The sequence below is a fragment of the Micromonospora sp. WMMD754 genome (genome assembly GCF_049315235.1).
Lineage (GTDB): Bacteria > Actinomycetota > Actinomycetes > Mycobacteriales > Micromonosporaceae > Micromonospora > Micromonospora sediminicola.
The window spans coordinates 1,926,460-1,943,689 of the sequence record NZ_CP186058.1; the positions used below are offsets into that span (position 1 = coordinate 1,926,460).

17 protein-coding genes are annotated in these 17,230 nt (G+C 75.3%); 10 read left to right on the top strand and 7 right to left on the bottom strand.

Features of this window, described 5'->3' with window-relative positions:
- Nucleotides 1-16 precede the first annotated feature (16 nt).
- Nucleotides 17-274, bottom strand: coding sequence for a DUF6457 domain-containing protein (locus ACN27B_RS09305; protein WP_091576787.1), 258 nt, complete (start codon nt 272-274; stop codon nt 17-19).
- Entirely contained in the window at nt 271-870 is a 600-nt protein-coding gene (gene mobA / locus ACN27B_RS09310) for a molybdenum cofactor guanylyltransferase (protein ID WP_422744474.1), read from the bottom strand. Before mobA ends, ACN27B_RS09305 begins: the two co-directional genes overlap by 4 nt.
- A gap of 167 nt (nt 871-1,037) precedes the next feature.
- Between mobA and fdhD the strand changes: the two genes are divergently transcribed.
- Nucleotides 1,038-1,892, top strand: a complete 855-nt coding sequence (fdhD, locus tag ACN27B_RS09315) for a formate dehydrogenase accessory sulfurtransferase FdhD (RefSeq protein WP_099163231.1) — start codon at nt 1,038-1,040, stop codon at nt 1,890-1,892.
- 11 nt (nt 1,893-1,903) lie between these two features.
- Here the strand turns inward: fdhD and ACN27B_RS09320 are convergent, their stop codons facing one another.
- Nucleotides 1,904-3,052 (bottom strand): DUF4192 domain-containing protein, encoded by a 1,149-nt coding sequence (locus tag ACN27B_RS09320; protein ID WP_099163230.1) that lies wholly within the window; start codon nt 3,050-3,052, stop codon nt 1,904-1,906.
- A 162-nt stretch (nt 3,053-3,214) separates the two neighbouring features.
- Between ACN27B_RS09320 and ACN27B_RS09325 the strand changes: the two genes are divergently transcribed.
- The 5 genes from ACN27B_RS09325 (at nt 3,215) to ACN27B_RS09345 (ending at nt 9,982) form a co-directional block, all read left to right on the top strand.
- A complete protein-coding gene (locus ACN27B_RS09325) occupies nt 3,215-4,129 on the top strand; it encodes a fructosamine kinase family protein (RefSeq protein ID WP_099163229.1) in 915 nt (304 codons plus the stop codon).
- Entirely contained in the window at nt 4,126-5,142 is a 1,017-nt protein-coding gene (gene moaA, locus ACN27B_RS09330) for a GTP 3',8-cyclase MoaA (RefSeq protein ID WP_099163228.1), read from the top strand. Before ACN27B_RS09325 ends, moaA begins: the two co-directional genes overlap by 4 nt.
- Before the next feature lie 2 nt (nt 5,143-5,144).
- A complete protein-coding gene (locus tag ACN27B_RS09335) occupies nt 5,145-5,390 on the top strand; it encodes a MoaD/ThiS family protein (protein ID WP_091567854.1) in 246 nt (81 codons plus the stop codon).
- Nucleotides 5,391-5,400: 10 nt separating this feature from the next.
- A complete protein-coding gene (locus ACN27B_RS09340) occupies nt 5,401-6,702 on the top strand; it encodes a metallophosphoesterase (RefSeq protein WP_422744478.1) in 1,302 nt (433 codons plus the stop codon).
- Nucleotides 6,703-6,796: 94 nt separating this feature from the next.
- Nucleotides 6,797-9,982 (top strand): UvrD-helicase domain-containing protein, encoded by a 3,186-nt coding sequence (locus ACN27B_RS09345; RefSeq protein ID WP_422744480.1) that lies wholly within the window; start codon nt 6,797-6,799, stop codon nt 9,980-9,982.
- 37 nt (nt 9,983-10,019) lie between these two features.
- Here ACN27B_RS09345 and ACN27B_RS09350 read toward each other — a convergent pair whose 3' ends face one another.
- Together ACN27B_RS09350 and ACN27B_RS09355 are read right to left on the bottom strand one after the other, a co-directional pair.
- Entirely contained in the window at nt 10,020-10,643 is a 624-nt protein-coding gene (locus ACN27B_RS09350; protein WP_422744482.1) for a prepilin peptidase, read from the bottom strand.
- A gap of 11 nt (nt 10,644-10,654) precedes the next feature.
- Complete coding sequence (locus tag ACN27B_RS09355; RefSeq protein ID WP_422744484.1) at nt 10,655-11,662, bottom strand: EamA family transporter; 1,008 nt, start codon at nt 11,660-11,662, stop codon at nt 10,655-10,657.
- 85 nt (nt 11,663-11,747) lie between these two features.
- Between ACN27B_RS09355 and ACN27B_RS09360 the strand changes: the two genes are divergently transcribed.
- Complete coding sequence (locus ACN27B_RS09360; protein ID WP_422744486.1) at nt 11,748-12,557, top strand: LppU/SCO3897 family protein; 810 nt, start codon at nt 11,748-11,750, stop codon at nt 12,555-12,557.
- A gap of 131 nt (nt 12,558-12,688) precedes the next feature.
- Entirely contained in the window at nt 12,689-13,927 is a 1,239-nt protein-coding gene (locus ACN27B_RS09365) for an ATP-binding protein (protein WP_099163222.1), read from the top strand.
- Between the two features lie 7 nt (nt 13,928-13,934).
- Here the strand turns inward: ACN27B_RS09365 and ACN27B_RS09370 are convergent, their stop codons facing one another.
- A complete protein-coding gene (locus ACN27B_RS09370; protein WP_091576785.1) occupies nt 13,935-14,480 on the bottom strand; it encodes a GNAT family N-acetyltransferase in 546 nt (181 codons plus the stop codon).
- A 135-nt stretch (nt 14,481-14,615) separates the two neighbouring features.
- Here ACN27B_RS09370 and ACN27B_RS09375 point away from each other — a divergent pair, with 135 nt between their 5' ends.
- Nucleotides 14,616-15,161 (top strand): DoxX family protein, encoded by a 546-nt coding sequence (locus ACN27B_RS09375; RefSeq protein ID WP_091567828.1) that lies wholly within the window; start codon nt 14,616-14,618, stop codon nt 15,159-15,161.
- Nucleotides 15,162-15,365: 204 nt separating this feature from the next.
- Nucleotides 15,366-16,802 carry a glycosyltransferase 87 family protein gene (locus ACN27B_RS09380; protein ID WP_422744490.1) on the top strand — a complete coding sequence of 479 codons (1,437 nt, stop codon included), beginning with the start codon at nt 15,366-15,368 and terminating at the stop codon, nt 16,800-16,802.
- 10 nt (nt 16,803-16,812) lie between these two features.
- Here the strand turns inward: ACN27B_RS09380 and ACN27B_RS09385 are convergent, their stop codons facing one another.
- Complete coding sequence (locus ACN27B_RS09385; protein WP_098747581.1) at nt 16,813-17,226, bottom strand: molybdenum cofactor biosynthesis protein MoaE; 414 nt, start codon at nt 17,224-17,226, stop codon at nt 16,813-16,815.
- Between the last annotated feature and the right edge of the window lie 4 nt (nt 17,227-17,230).

A 17,230-nucleotide genomic window follows, 5' to 3' on the forward strand; every position in this document is an offset into this window, starting at 1 on the left:
CCGCGCCCGAGCGCGGCTACTCCGCCGGTACGGTCCCGTCCAGTTCCACCGGCCAGGAACCGGCCAGCGCGCTGAGCCGCGCGGCCGCCGCGGCCGGGTCCGCGCCGCGTCCCACGGCGACCCCCAGCAGGTACGCGGTGACCGGCGCCCCCGGCCGGAGCACCTGGTGCGCCACGTCCCGGGCGACGTCGAGCACGCTCGACACCGGCACCTCGGCCGGATCCAGATCCAGCTCGGCGCAGGCCGCGGTGACCCAGTCGTCCAACACCGTCATCTCGTCCACTCCTCGGCCCGGCGTACGTCCTCGTCAGTGTCGCAGTCGAACCAGGGCGGCGGTCCCGAGCCGGTCCACGCCACCTCACGGACCGCGACACCGGCCAGCAACCCGCGTACCGACGCGCCGTCGACGGTGCCGCCCCGCTCCGCCGCCAGGCGGTCGAGGGCCGCCCGCAACGCCGTGACCCGCCACACGCCGCAGAGCTGCTGCCGACGCCCGTCACCGTCGACGTAACAGGCCAGCCCGGCCCGCGACCCGTCGAGCGCGCGCCGCAGCCCGTCCACCGCCGCGGCGGTGAGCAACGGCAGGTCCGCGGCGAGCAGGGCGACGGTGGTCGTACCGGGCCTCAGCAGCGCCAGCCCGGCCGCGGTGGCGGCCACGGGTCCACCGCCGGGAGGCTCCTCCCGGGTCACCCGCACCCCTGCGGGCACCGGACCGGCCGGGCCGACCACGATCCGCTCGTCCGCGCCGGCGACCGCCTCCAGCACCCGGTGCAGCATCGGTCGCCCACCGACCGGGCGGGCGGGCTTGTCCACGCCGCGCATCCGTCGCGCCGCGCCGCCGGAGAGCAGCACCGCCGCGTACCCCGTCACCGCCTCACCCTACCCACGGGCACCGCCCCGAACCGGTCCCGCGCCGGCGGGACGGGGGCGGGGTGCGGGGGCGGGCCGGCGCGGGAGCGGGACCGGACCACAGGGCCGTCGGGGGCGCGGACGCCGCGAACGTGCGGGTGGGGCGGCGCGCGGGGGAGGATGGCGGCATGGGACGGGCGACGGACCGGCGGAGCGTGCTGCGGATCGACCTCGGGGCGGCGGCCGACGGCCGGGCCCGGATCCGCCGGCAGGACACCCTGTCCGTGGAGGAGCCGCTGGAGATCCGGGTCGGGCCGGGCGGCCCGGGGCGACGCCGGCCGCTCGCGGTCACCATGCGTACGCCCGGCGACGACCTCGACCTGGCGATCGGCTTCCTGCTCACCGAGGGGCTGATCCGGTCGGCGGAGGACGTGCACACGGCGCAGCTCTGCGCCGGGGCGGAGACCCCGAACACCTACAACGTGGTCGACGTGGTGCTGTCTCCGGGCGTGCCGGAGCCGACCACCGACCCGGCGCGCAACTTCTACACGACCAGCTCCTGCGGCGTGTGCGGCAAGGCGAGCATCGAGTCGGTCCGTACCCGTTCCCGGTTCGCGGTGCGGGAGGACCCGCTCGCGGTCACCGCCGAGCTGCTGGCCGCGCTGCCGGACCGGCTACGCGCCGCCCAGCGCGCGTTCGACCGGACCGGCGGCCTGCACGCGGCCGGTCTCTTCACCGCCGACGGCGAGCTGGTGGTGCTGCGGGAGGACGTGGGCCGGCACAACGCCGTGGACAAGGTGATCGGCTGGGCCGTGCGGGAGGACCTGCTGCCGCTGGCCGGGCACGTGCTGCTGGTCTCCGGTCGGGCCAGTTTCGAGCTGACCCAGAAGGCGTGGATGGCCGGGGTGCCGCTGCTCGCGGCGGTCTCCGCGCCCAGCACGCTCGCCGTCGAACTGGCCGAGGAGGCCGGGATGACGCTCATCGGTTTCCTGCGCGGGCCGACCATGAACGTCTACGCCGGGGCGCAGCGCGTAGCCGGGTGAACGGCGCCGGCTCACCGGCGCGGACGGCGACGACGGCGGCGCAGCACCGACGAACCGGTGACGACGGGCCAGCCGTCCAGCTCGGACGGGGCCAGCCCACGGCGGAGCGCGTCGTCGAGGATCACCGCGAGCGAGTGGTCGGGGTGGGCCGTGAGCACCCGTTCCAGGGCGACCGCCGCCAGCGCGCCGTGCCCGGCCCGCCAGGCGGCGAACGCGAGCAGGCTGCCCGGCGCCCCGATCAGGTCCGGCTCGGCCCGGCGCAGGACGTCGGTCCAGAGGCTGATGTCGGTGTCCCGGCCGTCGGTGCGGGCCCAGGCGTGATCGCGAACCGGGATGTGGGTGAGCAGCACGGTCAGCCAGGCCACCTCGTCGTCGTCCAGCCGCTCACCGCGCCGTTGCCGCCGGAACGCCGCCCGCACCGCCGCCACGCCGGCCGCGCGCACGGCCCGCGCCGCACCGCCGGATCCGACGACCACCACGGGGTCACCCTCGGCCGGTGGCCCCTCCGCCGAGGTCTCCCCGGTGGGCGGGACATCGGCGGGGACACCGACCGTGACGTCCTCGGGCGGGGCGCCGTCGACGGATGCGCCGGCGAGCACGGCCAGCCGGCGGCGAGCCCGTGCGGTGGCCCGGCGCATGGCGAGCCGGACCGGGCCGTCGAGCGCGGACACCTGGGCGGCCAGCGCGGCCCGGTCGGGCAGGGCGACCTGACCGGCGAACACCGCCGCCGCGCCGACCTGGCTCGCGACCGGGTCGTACGGGGTGCCGTCGGCAGGGCAGCAGGCCGGCTCCGCGCAGAGGTAGGACCACCACCGGCCGTCGGTGACCCGCAGGGCGTCCAGGACGGTCAGCCCCGCCGCGTCCAGCGCGTCGCCGACCGCGTCCACGGTGCCGGTCACCCGGGCGGCCGGCCCGTAACCGACGACCGTGGCGGCGTCGACCTCCTGGCGGGCCACCACCTCGGCCAGGTGCCGGGCCGCCGGAGCGGGGTCGACGCCGGCCCCGGGCAGGTCGCCCCGCGCGGCGAAGACCACTCGCCGGCCGCGTACCGCGACCACCACGATGCTGTCGGCCGGGTGGAAGCCGAGCAGGTAGGGCACGGCCGCGACGAGGTCGCCGGGCGAGCGGACGGACAAGCGTGGGCGCTCGGTGGAGTTCATGCCGGGAGCGTCCGTGGTCGTCGGGGCCCGCGTCCGACCCTGTGGACGACACGCGGTCCGTCCCCAGATACGGAGCGTATCGGCGCAGGTGGCCGGCGATCGACGGCCGCCGCGGTTCCGTCACGGTCCCCGGCTGTCCCAGGTACCGGCTACCTTGCGCTCATGGACCTGGCATACCTGCGGGCACACCCGGAGCACCTGCCGACCTTCCTGACCCACCAGCGGATCCGGGAGACGCCGGTCTCCGGTGGCGACATCTGCACCGCGTCCCGGCTCACCCTGGACGACGGGCACTCCGTCTTCGCCAAGACCTGGCCGGAGCGGTCGGCGCGGCCGATTCCGGAGGGCTTCTTCGCCACCGAGGCGGCCGGCCTGCGGTGGCTGCGCGAGGCCGACGCCGTGCCGGTGCCGGAGGTGCTGGTCACGCTGCCCGACCTGCTCGCGCTCGACTGGGTGGAGCCGGGCGAGCCGACGCCGGAGGCCGCGGAGGCGTTCGGGCGCGGCCTGGCCCGGCTGCACGCGTCCGGCGCGACCGCCTTCGGCGCGGAGTGGACCGGGTTCATCGGCGCGTTGCCGCAGGACAACACGCCCGATCCCGGCCCGTGGCCGGACTGGTTCGCCCGCCGTCGACTGCTGCCCTACCTGCGGATGTCGGTCGACCGAGGGGCGCTCGACGGCGGGGGGGCCGCCCTGGTCGAGCAGGTCGTCGACCGGATCGGCGAGTTCGGCGGCGACGAGCCGCCGGCCCGGGTGCACGGTGACCTCTGGCCCGGCAACCTGCTCTGGGGCGCCGACGGCCGGGTCTGGCTGGTCGACCCCGCCGCGCACGGCGGCCACCGCGAGACCGACCTGGCCCAGTTGGCCCTCTTCGGTGGCCCGCCGCACCTGGAGCGGATCCTGGCCGCCTACCGGGAGGCCCGGCCGCCGGCCGACGGCTGGCGGGAGCGGGTGCCGCTGCACCAACTGCACCTGTTGCTGGTGCACACCGCGCTCTTCGGCACGGCGTACGCGGACGCGGTGGTCTCCGCCGCCCGTGGCGCGCTGCGGGGCGTCCGACGCGCTACGGTCGACGGATGACCGCCCCCCGGACGCCGGCCGACGGGGTCCTCGCCGACCGGTACGGTCGCGTCGCCCGGGACCTGCGGGTCTCGCTGACCGACAAGTGCAACCTGCGGTGCACCTACTGCATGCCGGCCGAGGGCCTGCCGTGGCTGGCCGGCCCGCAACTGCTGACCGACGACGAGATCGTCCGGCTGGTCGGCGTCGCGGTGGGCCGCCTCGGCGTCACCGAGGTGCGCTTCACCGGCGGTGAGCCGCTCATCCGGCCCGGCCTGCCCGGGATCGTGTCGGCGGTCGCCGCGCTGACGCCCCGGCCGCGCATCTCGGTGACCACCAACGGGATCGGGCTGGCCCGTCTCGCGCCGGCGCTGCGGGCCGCCGGTCTCGACCGGGTCAACGTCTCGTTGGACACGCTCGACCCGGCCCGGTTCGCCACGTTGACACGGCGGGACCGGCACGCCGACGTGCTCGCCGGGTTGGCCGGCGCGGCGGAGGCCGGGCTGACCCCGGTGAAGATCAACGCGGTGCTGATGCGCGGTGTCAACGACGACGAGGCGCCGGCCCTCCTCCGGTTCGCCCTGGCGCACGGCTACGAGCTGCGGTTCATCGAGCAGATGCCGCTCGACGCCCAGCACGGCTGGGACCGCTCGACCATGGTCACCGCCGACGAGATCCTCGCCGCCCTGCGGAGCGAGTTCGCGTTGCGCCCCGATCCCGCCGAGCGGGGCGCCGCACCGGCCGAGACCTGGCTGGTGGACGACGGGCCGGCCCGGGTCGGGGTGATCGCCAGCGTGACCCGGCCGTTCTGCGGCGACTGCGACCGCACCCGGCTCACCGCCGACGGCCAGGTGCGCAACTGCCTCTTCGCCACCGAGGAGTCCGACCTGCGGGCGGCGCTGCGCGGCGGTGCCGACGACGACGAGTTGGCCCGGCGCTGGCGCGCCGCGATGTGGGGCAAGCGGGCGGGCCACGGCATCGACGATCCGACCTTCCTCCAGCCGGCCCGGCCGATGTCCGCGATCGGAGGGTGAGCGTGGAACTGACCGTCCGCTACTTCGCCGGGGCGCGGGCCGCGGCCGGCCGCGCCGAGGAGACCGCATCCGCCGGCCGGTCGCTGGACGAACTCCTCGACGACCTGGCCGCCCGGCACGGCGAGCGACTGTCCGTGGTGCTGAAGGCGGCGAGTTTCCTGGTCGACGGCGTGGCCTGTCATGATCGTCAGGCACTGTTGCCGGCCGGGGTGACGGTGGACGTGCTGCCGCCCTTCGCGGGCGGCTGAGGAGGCCGACGTGCTGGCGATGGCGACATTCCTGATCTTCGTCGTGCTCGTCATCGGCCTGATCCACTTCTACCTGTGGAAGCGGCTGGTCCGGGACACCACCCGGCCGGGTCGGTGGCGCCGGCTCGGCGCGGCCGTGGTCGCCCTGCTCGCCCTGCTCGTGCCGGCGACCATGGCCGGCACGAGGAACGGCTGGTCCTGGCTGGCCTGGCCGGGCTACCTCTGGCTGGCGCTGATGTTCTACCTGCTGGTGCTGCTGCTGGTGCTGGAGGTGCCGATCGCGGTGGTCCGGCTCGTCCTGCGCCGCCGCGCCCGCGCCGCCGCCACGGGCCCCGCCCCCGAGCCGGCGCTGATCGGCGCCGGGGCCGGGGCCGTCCCGCCCGGGTCGACCGGCGACGCCGTCGGCACCCCGTCCGGCGGGACCGCCGACGGTGGCGACGCCCCGCCGGCGGACACCGTGCCCGCCGACCACGACCCGTCCCGCCGGTTGCTGCTCGCGCGCGGCGCGGCGATCTTCGCCGGGCTCACCGCCGCCGGCGTCACCGGGTACGGCGTCCGCACCGCGACGGGCCCGCCCCGACTGGACCGGGTCCGGATCCCGCTGGCCAAGCTGCCCAGGAGCATGGACGGCCTGCGGATCGCCACCGTCTCCGACATCCACCTCGGGCCGCTGCGCGGACGGGCGCACACCGAGCGGATCGTCGCCATGATCAACCAGCTGGACGCCGATCTGGTGGCGGTGGTCGGCGACCTGGTCGACGGGACGGTGGCCGAGCTGGGCTCGGCCGCGGAGCCGCTGCGCGACCTGCGCTCCCGCTACGGCAGCTTCTTCGTCACCGGCAACCACGAGTACTACTCCGGCGTGGAGGAGTGGGTCCGCGAGGTGGACCGGCTCGGCCTGCGGGTGCTGCAGAACGAGCGGCAGGAGATCCGGGCCCGCGGCGGGGTGCTGGACCTGGCCGGGGTCAACGACGTGACCGCCGCCGGCACCGGTCTGGCCGCGCCGGCCGACTACGCCGCCGCCCTCGGCGACCGTGACCCGAGCCGCCCGGTGGTGCTGCTGGCCCACCAGCCGGTGGCCGCGCACGAGGCGGCGAAGTTCGGCGTCGACCTGCAACTCTCCGGGCACACCCACGGCGGCCAGATGGTGCCGTTCAACCTGGCGGTGAAGCTCCAGCAGCCGGTGGTCTCCGGTCTGGGCGAGGTGGACGGCACCAAGGTCTACGTCACCAACGGCGCCGGGTTCTGGGGTCCGCCGGTGCGCGTCGGCGCCCCGCCGCAGGTGACGCTGGTCGAGCTGCGCGCCCCATAGCGCGCCGGGGACGCCGAGTCCAGCACCGCATTGCTCAGGTCACGCGTACGCGTGGCGGCGGGCGGGCGGGCAACCGGACGTGACAGGATGCGGCGTGCCTCCGTTCAGCGCCGCACCCCCCGGTGGCCTCCCGCCCTACGTCGCGGATCTGCACATCCACTCGAAGTACTCCCGCGCGTGCAGCCGTGACCTGACCCTGCCGAACCTCGGCTGGTGGGCCCGACGCAAGGGCATCGGGGTGCTCGGCACCGGCGACTTCACCCACCCCGCCTGGTACGACCACCTGCGGGAGACGCTGCACCCGGCCGAGCCCGGCCTCTACCGGCTCTCGCCGGAGGCGGAGCGGGACATCGCCCGGCGGCTGCCGCCCCGGCTGGCGAGCGCGGCGGAGGCGGACCCGGTCCGGTTCATGCTGAGCGTGGAGATCTCCACCATCTACAAGCGGGACGACCGGACCCGGAAGGTGCACCACCTGATCTACCTGCCGGACCTGGACGCGGTGGGCCGGTTCAACGCCGCGCTGGGCCGGATCGGCAACCTCGGCTCCGACGGCCGGCCGATCCTCGGGCTGGACTCCCGCGACCTGCTGGAGATCACGCTGGAGGCCAGCGGAGACGGCTACCTGGTGCCGGCGCACATCTGGACGCCCTGGTTCTCCGCGCTCGGCTCGAAGTCCGGCTTCGACGCGATCGCCGACTGTTACGCCGACCTGGCCGAGCACATCTTCGCGGTGGAGACCGGCCTCTCCTCCGACCCGGAGATGAACTGGCGGGTCGGCAGCCTGGACCGCTACCAGCTGGTGTCGAACTCGGACGCCCACTCGCCGCCGGCGCTGGCCCGGGAGGCCACGGTCCTCACCGCGGCCCGCGACTACTTCGCGATCCGGGAGGCGCTGCGCACCGGGGACGGGCTCGCCGGCACCGTCGAGTTCTTCCCGGAGGAGGGCAAGTACCACGCCGACGGGCACCGGCTCTGCGGGGTGAACTGGTCGCCCGAGCGCACCCGCGAGGCGGGTGGGCGCTGCCCGGAGTGCGGCAAGCCGCTCACCGTCGGCGTACTGAGCCGGGTCGAGGAGCTGGCCGACCGTCCGGTGGGGCACCGCCCGGCGCACGCCCGCGCGGTGGCGCACCTGGTGCCGCTGGCCGAGATCCTCGGCGAGATCAACCGGGTGGGCGCGCGGTCGAAGAAGGTGGCGGGCAAGCTCCACGAGCTGGTCGCCGCGCTCGGCCCGGAGTTGGAGATCCTGACCCGTACGCCGGTCGAGGAGATCGGCCGGGTCGGTGGCGAGCTGCTCGCCGAGGGCATCGGCCGGCTGCGCCGCGGTGAGGTCCGCCGGGTGCCGGGCTACGACGGCGAGTACGGGGTGATCACACTGTTCGATCCGGCGGAACTGGGCGCCACGGCCGGCGGGTCGGGGCAGGACGCGCTCTTCGACGTACCCGTGCCCGCGCAGCGACGGCCCGCGGAGCCGGCGCCGAGACCGAGGGCCAAGCGCCCGGCGGCGGCCCGGCCCGAGCCGAAGCGCACGCCGCCGCCGGCTCGCCCGATCGCGCCGCCGCCCTCCCCGCACGAGCCGTTCGAGCCGATGCTCGCCGGCATGGAGGAGGTCGGCACCGGCCTGCTGGACCGCCTGGACGCGATGCAGCGGGTGGCCGCGTCCGCGCCGGGCGGTCCGCTGCTCATCGTGGCCGGGCCCGGCACCGGCAAGACCCGGACGTTGACCCACCGGATCGCGTATCTCTGCGCGGAGTTGAACGTCTTCCCCGACCAGTGCCTGGCGATCACGTTCACCCGCCGGGCGGCCGAGGAGCTGCGGCACCGGCTGGACGGGCTGCTCGGCCCGGTCGCCGAGGACGTCACCGTGGGCACGTTCCACTCGCTCGGCCTGACCGTGCTGCGGGAGAACGCGGCGGCCGCCGGGCTGCCGGCGGACTTCCGGATCGCCGACGAGACGGACCGGGCGGCGGCCCGCGCCGAGGCCGGCGAGGACGACGAGCGGTACGTCGCGCTGCTGCGCAAGAAGGACCTGGTCGACCTGGACGAGCTGCTCACCCTGCCGGTGGCGCTGCTCAAGGGGGACCGGAAACTGGTCCGGGAGTACCGCGAACGGTGGAAGTGGATCTTCGTTGACGAGTACCAGGACGTCGACGCGGTGCAGTACGACCTGCTGCGGCTGCTCAGCCCCGCCGACGGCAACCTGTGCGCGATCGGCGACCCGGACCAGGCGATCTACTCGTTCCGGGGCGCCGACGTCGGCTACTTCCTGCGCTTCTCGCAGGACTTCACGGACGCCCGGCTGGTGCGGTTGAACCGCAACTACCGCTCGTCGGCGCCGATCCTGGCCGCCGCGGTGCAGGCCATCGCGCCGTCGTCGCTGGTGCGCGGTCGCCGCCTCGACCCGGCCCGGCTCGACCCGGAGGCGCCGCTGGTCGGCCGGTACGCCGCGACCTCGGTGGCCGACGAGGCCGACTTCGTGGTCCGCACCGTCGACGAGCTGGTCGGCGGCCTGTCCCACCGCTCGCTGGACTCGGGCCGCATCGACGGGCGGACGACGTCGCTCTCCTTCTCCGACATCGCGGTGCTCTACCGCACCGACTCCCAGGCCGCGCCGGTCGTGGACGCGCTGGCCCGGGCCAACATCCCGGTGCAGAAGCGCTCGCACGACCGGCTGCGCGACCGACCCGGCGTCACCGCCGTCGCCCGCGAGCTGCGCCAGGCCGGCCTCGACGGGTCGCTGGCCGCCCGGGTACGCCAGGCCGGTCAGCTCCTGGCGGAGCGCTTCGCCGTGCCCACGCTCGACGGCACCGGCGCGGTACGCCCCGAGGACGTCCGCACCGCCGTGGACCTGCTCACGCCGCTGGCCCGGCGCTGCGGTGACGACCTCGGGCTGTTCCTCAACCAGCTCGCCACCGGCGCGGAGGTGGACGCCCTGGATCCGCGCGCCGAGGCGGTCACGCTGCTCACGCTGCACGCGGCGAAGGGGCTGGAGTTCCCGGTGGTGTTCCTGGTCGGCGCCGAGGACGGCCTGCTGCCGCTGCGCTGGCCCGGCAGCGAGCCGGACGAGGACGCGGTGGCCGAGGAGCGCCGGCTCTTCTTCGTCGGCCTGACCCGGGCGCAGGACCGGCTCTACGTCAGCCACGCCGCCCGGCGGGCCCGGCACGGCGCGGAACGCGAGACCCGGCCGTCGCCGTTCCTCGACGTGATCGACCCGGCGCTGTTCGACCGGCTCGGCACGGCGGAGCCACGCCGGCCCCGGGATCACCAGCTCCGGCTGATCTGACCGGCGCGCCTCGCCCGCCGACACGCGCGCGGCGGCCTCAGGTGAGCAGGACGGCGAGCCAGGCGCCGGCGAGGATCGCCGGGCCGAACGGCAGCGGCGTGTCCCGGCGTACCCGGCCGGCGGCGAGCAGGACCAGCACCGTCACGCCGGCGAGCACGTGCGGGAGGAGCAGCCCGAGCCGGAGCGTCGGCCAGCCGAGCCAGCCCAGCGGGAGCCCGAGCGCGGCGGCGAGCTTCACGTCACCGAAGCCGAGCCGGGCGCCGGGCACCAGCGCCAGCAGCAGGTAGCCGGCGAGGGAGAGCGCGGCGCCGGCGCCGGCGGCGGTCAGGCGACCCGGCTCTCCGGCGGCCAGCGCGGCGCCGGCGAGGCCGAGCCCGCCGCCGAGCGCCAGCGCGCCGACCAGCGGGTCGGGCAGCCGCAGGGCGGTCAGGTCGGTGACCACGAGCAGCAGCCCGACGCCGGCGACCAGCAGCAGGGCCGGTAGCGCGGGCCCGGCCCCGTGGGCGGCGGCCAGCCCGCCGAACACCACCGCACCGGTCGCGGTCAGGACCGCCCGGCGCGGAGCGGGGCCGCCGCCCACCAGGGACCGACCCACCGGTACGGCCACCAGCCCGGCGAGCGCGCCGAGCAGCGCCACCCCGGTCACCAGCGCCGCCGACACGGGCCGGGACGCTACCGCTCCGCCGTCTCCCGGGCCGTCCCGTCCACGGCAGCCGGCGCGGTCCGGCGCGGACGCTCGGTGCTCACCACCACCGCCACGCCGGCCACGATGACCGCGCCGCCGAGCAGCACCTGCGCGGTGACCGGCTCGGCGACGAGCAGCGCGCCGAGCGCCACCGCGACCGCCGGGTTCACGTAGGCGTACGTGGACACCAGGGAGAGCGGCGCGTGCGCGAGCAGCCAGACGTACGCGGTGAAGGCGACCAGCGAGCCGGCCACCATCAGGTAGACCAGCGCCACCCAGGACCGCGTGGTCACCTCGGCGGGGGAGAAGTCGGCCAGCTCCCCGCGAGCGGCCGCGACCACCGCGAGCGCCACCGCTCCGGCCACCATCTCGTAGACGGTGGCCACGAACGGGTCGGCGGGCATCCGGATCCGTCCGGACAGGAACGAGCCGACGGACCAACTGACCGCGCCGGCCACCACGATCAGCGCGCCGACCAGCGGCACCCCGTCCACGCCGTCGCGGGGCAGCACCAGCAGGACCAGCCCGACGAAGCCGAGCGCCACGCCGGCGAACGTCCAGGCCCGGGGCCGGTCCCCGCCGGCCGTACGCAGCACCACCACCAGCAGCGGGACGGTGGCCACCAGCAGCGCGGCGACACCGGAGGGCACGGCGCCGCCCGGCGGGCCGGACTCGGCGAGCACCACCAGCCCGTTGCCGCCGGCCAGCAGCAGCACACCGACCAGCGCGGCCGAGCCGAGGCGTCGGGCCGGCACGCGGAGCGCACCGGGCCCGCGGCGCAGGCGCAGCACCAGCGCGAGCACCACGGCGGCCGCGGCGAACCGCATCGCCGCCGAGGTGAGCGGCGGCAGGGACTCGACCGCGACCCGGATGCCCAGGTAGGTCGAACCCCAGAGCAGGTAGACCAGGGCGAGGGCGGTCCAGATCAGGGCGGGGCGGGCCGACCGCGCCGGGCTGTCGGCGGCGGTCGTCGCACTCTCGGGGCGTGAGCTCATCGGTGGACCACGCTACGGTGACCACGGCGTCGGCGTCCCGTGTTGGTGGCCGGCCTCTCAGCACTGGCGTACGCAGGAGGCGTTCATGTCGAACTTCGGACCACCGGGCGGCGGCTCACCCGAGCCGTGGGGGGGACGGCGGCCCGACGACGGGTACGCCCCGCAGCCGGCCGACCCGCACTACGGCCCGGCGCCCGGCGGTCCGCAGTACGGGCCGCCGCAGCAGTACGGCGCTCCCACCGAGCAGTACGGCGTCCCGCCCCAGCAGTACGGGCCCCCCACCCAGCAGTACGAGCCGGCCGCGCCGGGGTGGGCGCCCGGTCCGCCGCAGTACCAGGGATACCCCGCCGACCCGGGCTACGGCGGGCAGCCGCCCTACGCCGGGGGGCAGCCGCCGTACGCCGGTGGCGAGCCGGCCTACGCCGAGCCCACGCCCCCGAAGCGGGGCAAGGGTCCGCTGCTGGTGGTGATGGTCGTGCTGGCGGTGCTGCTGCTGGGCGGCGCCGGCGCCTGGTGGCTGCTCGGCCGGGACGAGAAGAGCCCGACGGCCGGGACGACGGCGGCCACCGCGCCGGCCGCGGACCCGACGGCGGCGGCGCCGAGCGATCCGGCTGAGGCGACGCCCACCGCACCGGCCCCGGCCTCGTCGACCGACCCGCGCTTCGTCAAGGCGGGCCAGTGCGTCGCCAACGAGGGCGGGGGCGGCCAGCCCAAGCTGGTGATCGCCGACTGTGCGCCGAAGACCTACCAGGTGCTGCGCCGGATCGACGGCGCGACCAGCGGCAAGAAGGACGCCGAGGCCAAGTGCGGCAAGGTGACCGGCTACACCGACTGGTACTTCTTCGACAGCGAGCTGGACACGCTCGACTTCGTCCTCTGCCTGAAGCGGCGGTGAGCCGGTAGGCAAAACTAGGGCTGTCTAGCGTGGACGCTAGACAGCCCTAGTTTTACGTCGAGGCCGACACGCGGTAGCCACCTCTACGCACGTCTAGCCTGGCCGCTAGACGACCCGATACTGTGCGATTCGTGGATCCGGTCCGCAACCCGTACGCGCCGGGCGCCGGCCAGCGCCCGCCCGAACTCGCCGGGCGGGGGCGGGAGCTGGACGTCTTCGACGTGGTCCTGGAACGGATCGCCCGCGGCCGGCCGGAACGCAGCCTGATGCTCACCGGGCTGCGCGGAGTCGGCAAGACGGTCCTGCTCAACACGCTGCGCTCGGAGGCGATCAGCCACCTCTGGGGCACCGGCAAGATCGAGGCCCGACCGGACCAGTCGCTGCGCCGGCCGATCGCCGCCGCACTGCACATGGCGGTCCGCGAGCTGGCCCCCCGGCACCGGGCGCCCGACCGGATCGACGCCTTCCTGGGCGTGCTCAAGGCGTTCGCGCAACGGTCCACGCCGCCGAGCGGGCGGGGTGGCGCGGCGCCGAAGCTGCGCGACCGCTGGCAGCCCGGCATCGACGTGCCGGCCAGCAGCGGCCGGGCCGACTCCGGCGACATCGAGATCGACCTGGTCGAGCTGCTCAGCGACGCGGCGGCGGTCGCCACCGACGTGGGCACCGGCATCGCCGTGTTCATCGACGAGATGCAGGACGTCGGCGCCGAGGACGTCTCGGCGCTCTGCGCCGCCTGCCACGAGCTGTCCCAGCTCGGCGCGCCGCTGATCGTGGTGGGCGCCGGGCTGCCGCACCTGCCGGCCGTGCTCAGCGCCGCCAAGTCGTACTCCGAACGGCTCTACCGCTACCAGCGCATCGACCGGCTCGACCGGATCGCCGCCGACCAGGCGCTCTGCGCGCCGGCCGAGCGGGAGGAGGTCGAGTACGAGCAGAAGGCGCTCGACCTGCTCTACGAGAAGTCCGGCGGCTATCCCTACTTCGTCCAGGCGTACGGGAAAGCCACCTGGGACCACGCGCCGCGCTCACCGATCACCGCGGCGGACGTGCGGGTCGCCGCGCCCGAGGCGGAGGCGGAGCTGGCGGTGGGGTTCTTCGGCTCCCGGTTCGAGCGGGCCACGCCGGCCGAGCGCGAGTACATGCGGGCGATGGCCACGCTGGCGCTGGTGGACGGCGAGGAGGGCGGCCGGGACGACATGGACGCCGCGGTGCCCACCGCGGAGATCGCCCGGGCGCTCGGCCGCAAGCCGGCCAGCCTCTCCCCGGCCCGGGACGCGCTGATCAAGAAGGGCCTGATCTACTCCGGCGAGCGGGGAACCGTCGCGTTCACCGTCCCGCACTTCGGCCGTTACCTGCGCACCCAGCCCGCCTGAGCGACGCTCACACCCGCGACCAGGGCGGCGGGAAGACCACCTCGCCCGCCGGGGGTGGCGGCTCCTCGCCGGTGGACGGCGGCAGCACCAGCGCCTGCCACGGCTCCCCCAGCCCGGACCACGGGCTGGTCAGGCCCAACCGGTCCGCCGGGCCGAACCCGAACCGCCGGTAGTACGCCGGGTCGCCCAGCACCACCACGAGCCGCTCGCCCAGCTCGGTGGCGGCCTCGAGCGCCGCCTGCACCACCGCCGTGCCGTGCCCGACGCGTTGCCGGTGCGGGGCCACCGCCACCGGTCCGAGCGCCAACGCGGGCCAGGTGCCGCCGTCGGTGCGTACGCCGACGCGGGTGAGCAGCGCGAAGCCCACCACCTCGCCGCCGTACTCGGCGACCATGGCCAGCTCCGGGATCCACGCCGGGCCGTGTCGCAGCTCCTCGACCAGGCCGACCTCGGGCGGGGTGGCCACATCCGGCCGGGCGAAGGCGGCGGCGAGCACCCGGGCCACCGGTGCCTCGTCCGCCGGGTCCTCCGGGCGCAGTCGCAGCGTCGTCACCCGCGCGACCTTACCGAACACGGCCGGTCCATCCGCGACGGTCGCTGAAATCGGCGTGGCCCGGACGTCCACGTCGGCCGATACCTTTCGTGTGTTGCGGGGGTGACGACGCCCGCGACGGGGTATGACTGAGCCATGAAGCCCGTGCGCTCCCTCGCCCGAGTCATGTTGAGCGGCATCTTCGTGGTCAGCGGCGCCCGCAACCTGCGCAACCCGGAACGTTTGGTCCCCGCCTCCGAACCGGTCACCGACAAGATCGCCCCGCTGATCCAGAACCTGCACCCGCGCATCCCGACCGACACCGCGACGCTCATCCGGGCCAACGCCGCCACCCAGCTGGTCGGCGGCCTGATGCTGGCCACCGGCCGGTTCAGTCGCCCGGCCGCGCTGGTCCTCGCCGCCACGCTGGTGCCGACCACCGCCGCCGGCCATCCCTTCTGGAACAACGACGACCCCGCCGCGCGCAACAACAACCAGATCCACTTCCTGAAGAACCTCGGACTGCTCGGTGGGCTCCTCCTCGCCGCCGCGGACACCGAGGGCAGGCCGGGGCTGCGCTGGCGCGCCGGCCACCGGATCGACCACTCGCGCCGGTCGGTCAAGCGCGCGGTCCGCACCGCACGCCGGGAGGCGAAGATCGCCGTACGCTCCGCGGCGACCGCCCGTCGCATGCCCGGCTGACCTGCACCCGTACGGCCACCACCCCCCGCAAGGCCACCAATCACCTGAACCGCCCGACACCCGTTAACGCGGTGGAAATGTCGCGAAGACGTGTGGGATCGGACACGGTCGTGTAACGCGGGAGGCAGCGACGTGAGGCACCGTTCTAGGCTCCGTTCTGGACCTGGACGGGCACGACGACCTTGGTACGGGGGTGGCCACGCCATGCCGACGACAGTCGGTAGACGGACGGACCGCCTCGCCGAGGTCTCCCGTGTCCCGCGCGGTGTCGACCGTCGGATCGTCGTCCGCGTCGGCGTCGTGGCCGCCGTGTCGTACGCCGCGTGGCTCGCCGTCGGCGCGTTCGGCCGTCCCTACAACTTCTTCGACATGAAGATCTACCACGGTGCCGTGCTGTGGTGGGCGGGCGGCAACGAGCTGTACGACTTCGTCGCTCCCTCGACCACCCTCGGCTTCACCTACCCGCCCTTCGCCGCCCTGGTCATGTTGCCGATGTCCTGGCTGCCGGTCGACGGGGCCGGGTTCGTCAACGCGCTGGCCAGCATCGCCGCGCTCGCCGTGGTGCTGGCCGCGTTGCTACGTCCCATCGTGGACCGGCTCGGCTGGCCGCTGTGGTTCACCGTCGCCGTCGCCACCCCGGTCGCGCTGGCCATCGAGCCGTCCCGGGAGACCCTCGGTTACGGCCAGGTCAACCTGCTGCTCTTCGCGCTGATCATGGCGGACCTGGTCGGGCTGCGGTGGCGGGCCAAGCGGGGCACCCACCACGAGACCGCCGACTCGCCGCTGGCCCGGTTCGTCTACAGCGGCGCCTGGGCCGGGGTCGGCATCGGGCTCGCCACCGCCGTGAAGCTCACCCCGGCGCTGTTCGTCTTCTACCTGATGCTCACCCGGCAGTGGCGGGCCGCGATGATCGCGACCGGCACCGCCGTCGGGGTGACGCTCGGGACGTTCGGCGTGCTCGGTGCGGAGTCCCGCGCCTACTTCACCAGCGTGCTGTGGCAGACCGAACGGGTCGGCGCGGCGGACATGACCGCCAACCAGTCCCTCGCCGGCCTGCTGGCGCGCCTCTACGACTCGATCGAGACGCCCGGGCTGCTCTGGCTCGCCTTCTCGGTGCTGGTGCTGGCGCTGGGCCTGTCCCGGGCGCTCAGCGCGCGCGCCGACGGCGACGAACTGACCGCGTTCACGCTGGTCGGGCTCACCGCCAACGTGATCAGCCCGATCTCCTGGTCGCACCACCTGGTCTGGGTCATCCCGGCGATCATCGTGCTGGCCGACGCCGCGGTACGCCGCCGTGACGCCAGCCGCCGCCTGCCGCCGCGCGGCAACGGCATGCTCTCGGCCAACGGCGTGCCCACGCTGCGCCCGCCGATCTGGTACCCGACATTGACCGGGCTCCGGCACGGCGTCGGCGCGCTCGGGCTCTATCTGCTCTTCCTGATCTCGCCGATCTGGCCGTACGAGCACCAGCTCCCCGAGGTGTCCCACTACCAGGACGGCCTGTTCGGCGCGTTGATGGAGAACTCCCTGGCCATCGCGCTGATCGTGCTGGTCGCGGCGCTGCCGTGGCGCCCCGGCGCGGAGCCGGCGTTCTATCCCGAGCGGCTGGCCCGCACCGCCCCGCTCGCCGCCCGGCGCTGAGCCACCCCGCTCAGGGGCAGTTCACCCACTCCTCGGTGCCGTCGTCGAAGACCTGCCGCTTCCAGATGGGCAGCCGTGCCTTGACCTCGTCGACCAGGCGGGCGCAGGCATCGAACGCCGCCGCCCGGTGCGCCGTGCTGACCGCCGCCACCAGGGCGACGTCACCGATCTCCAGGGGCCCGATCCGGTGCGAGACAGCCACCGCGTAGACCGCCGGGTCGGCGGCGATCTCCGCCGCGACCTCGCGCAGCACCGCCTCGGCGCTGGGGTGACCCTCGTATTCCAGCCGGGTGACCGCACGCCCGTGGTCGTGGTCGCGGACCACGCCCTGGAAGGACACCACCGCACCGGCCCGGCGGTCGCCGACCGCCGCCTCGTGCGCGGCCAGGTCGAGCGGCCGGTCGGTGACCGCCCCGAGCACCATCCCC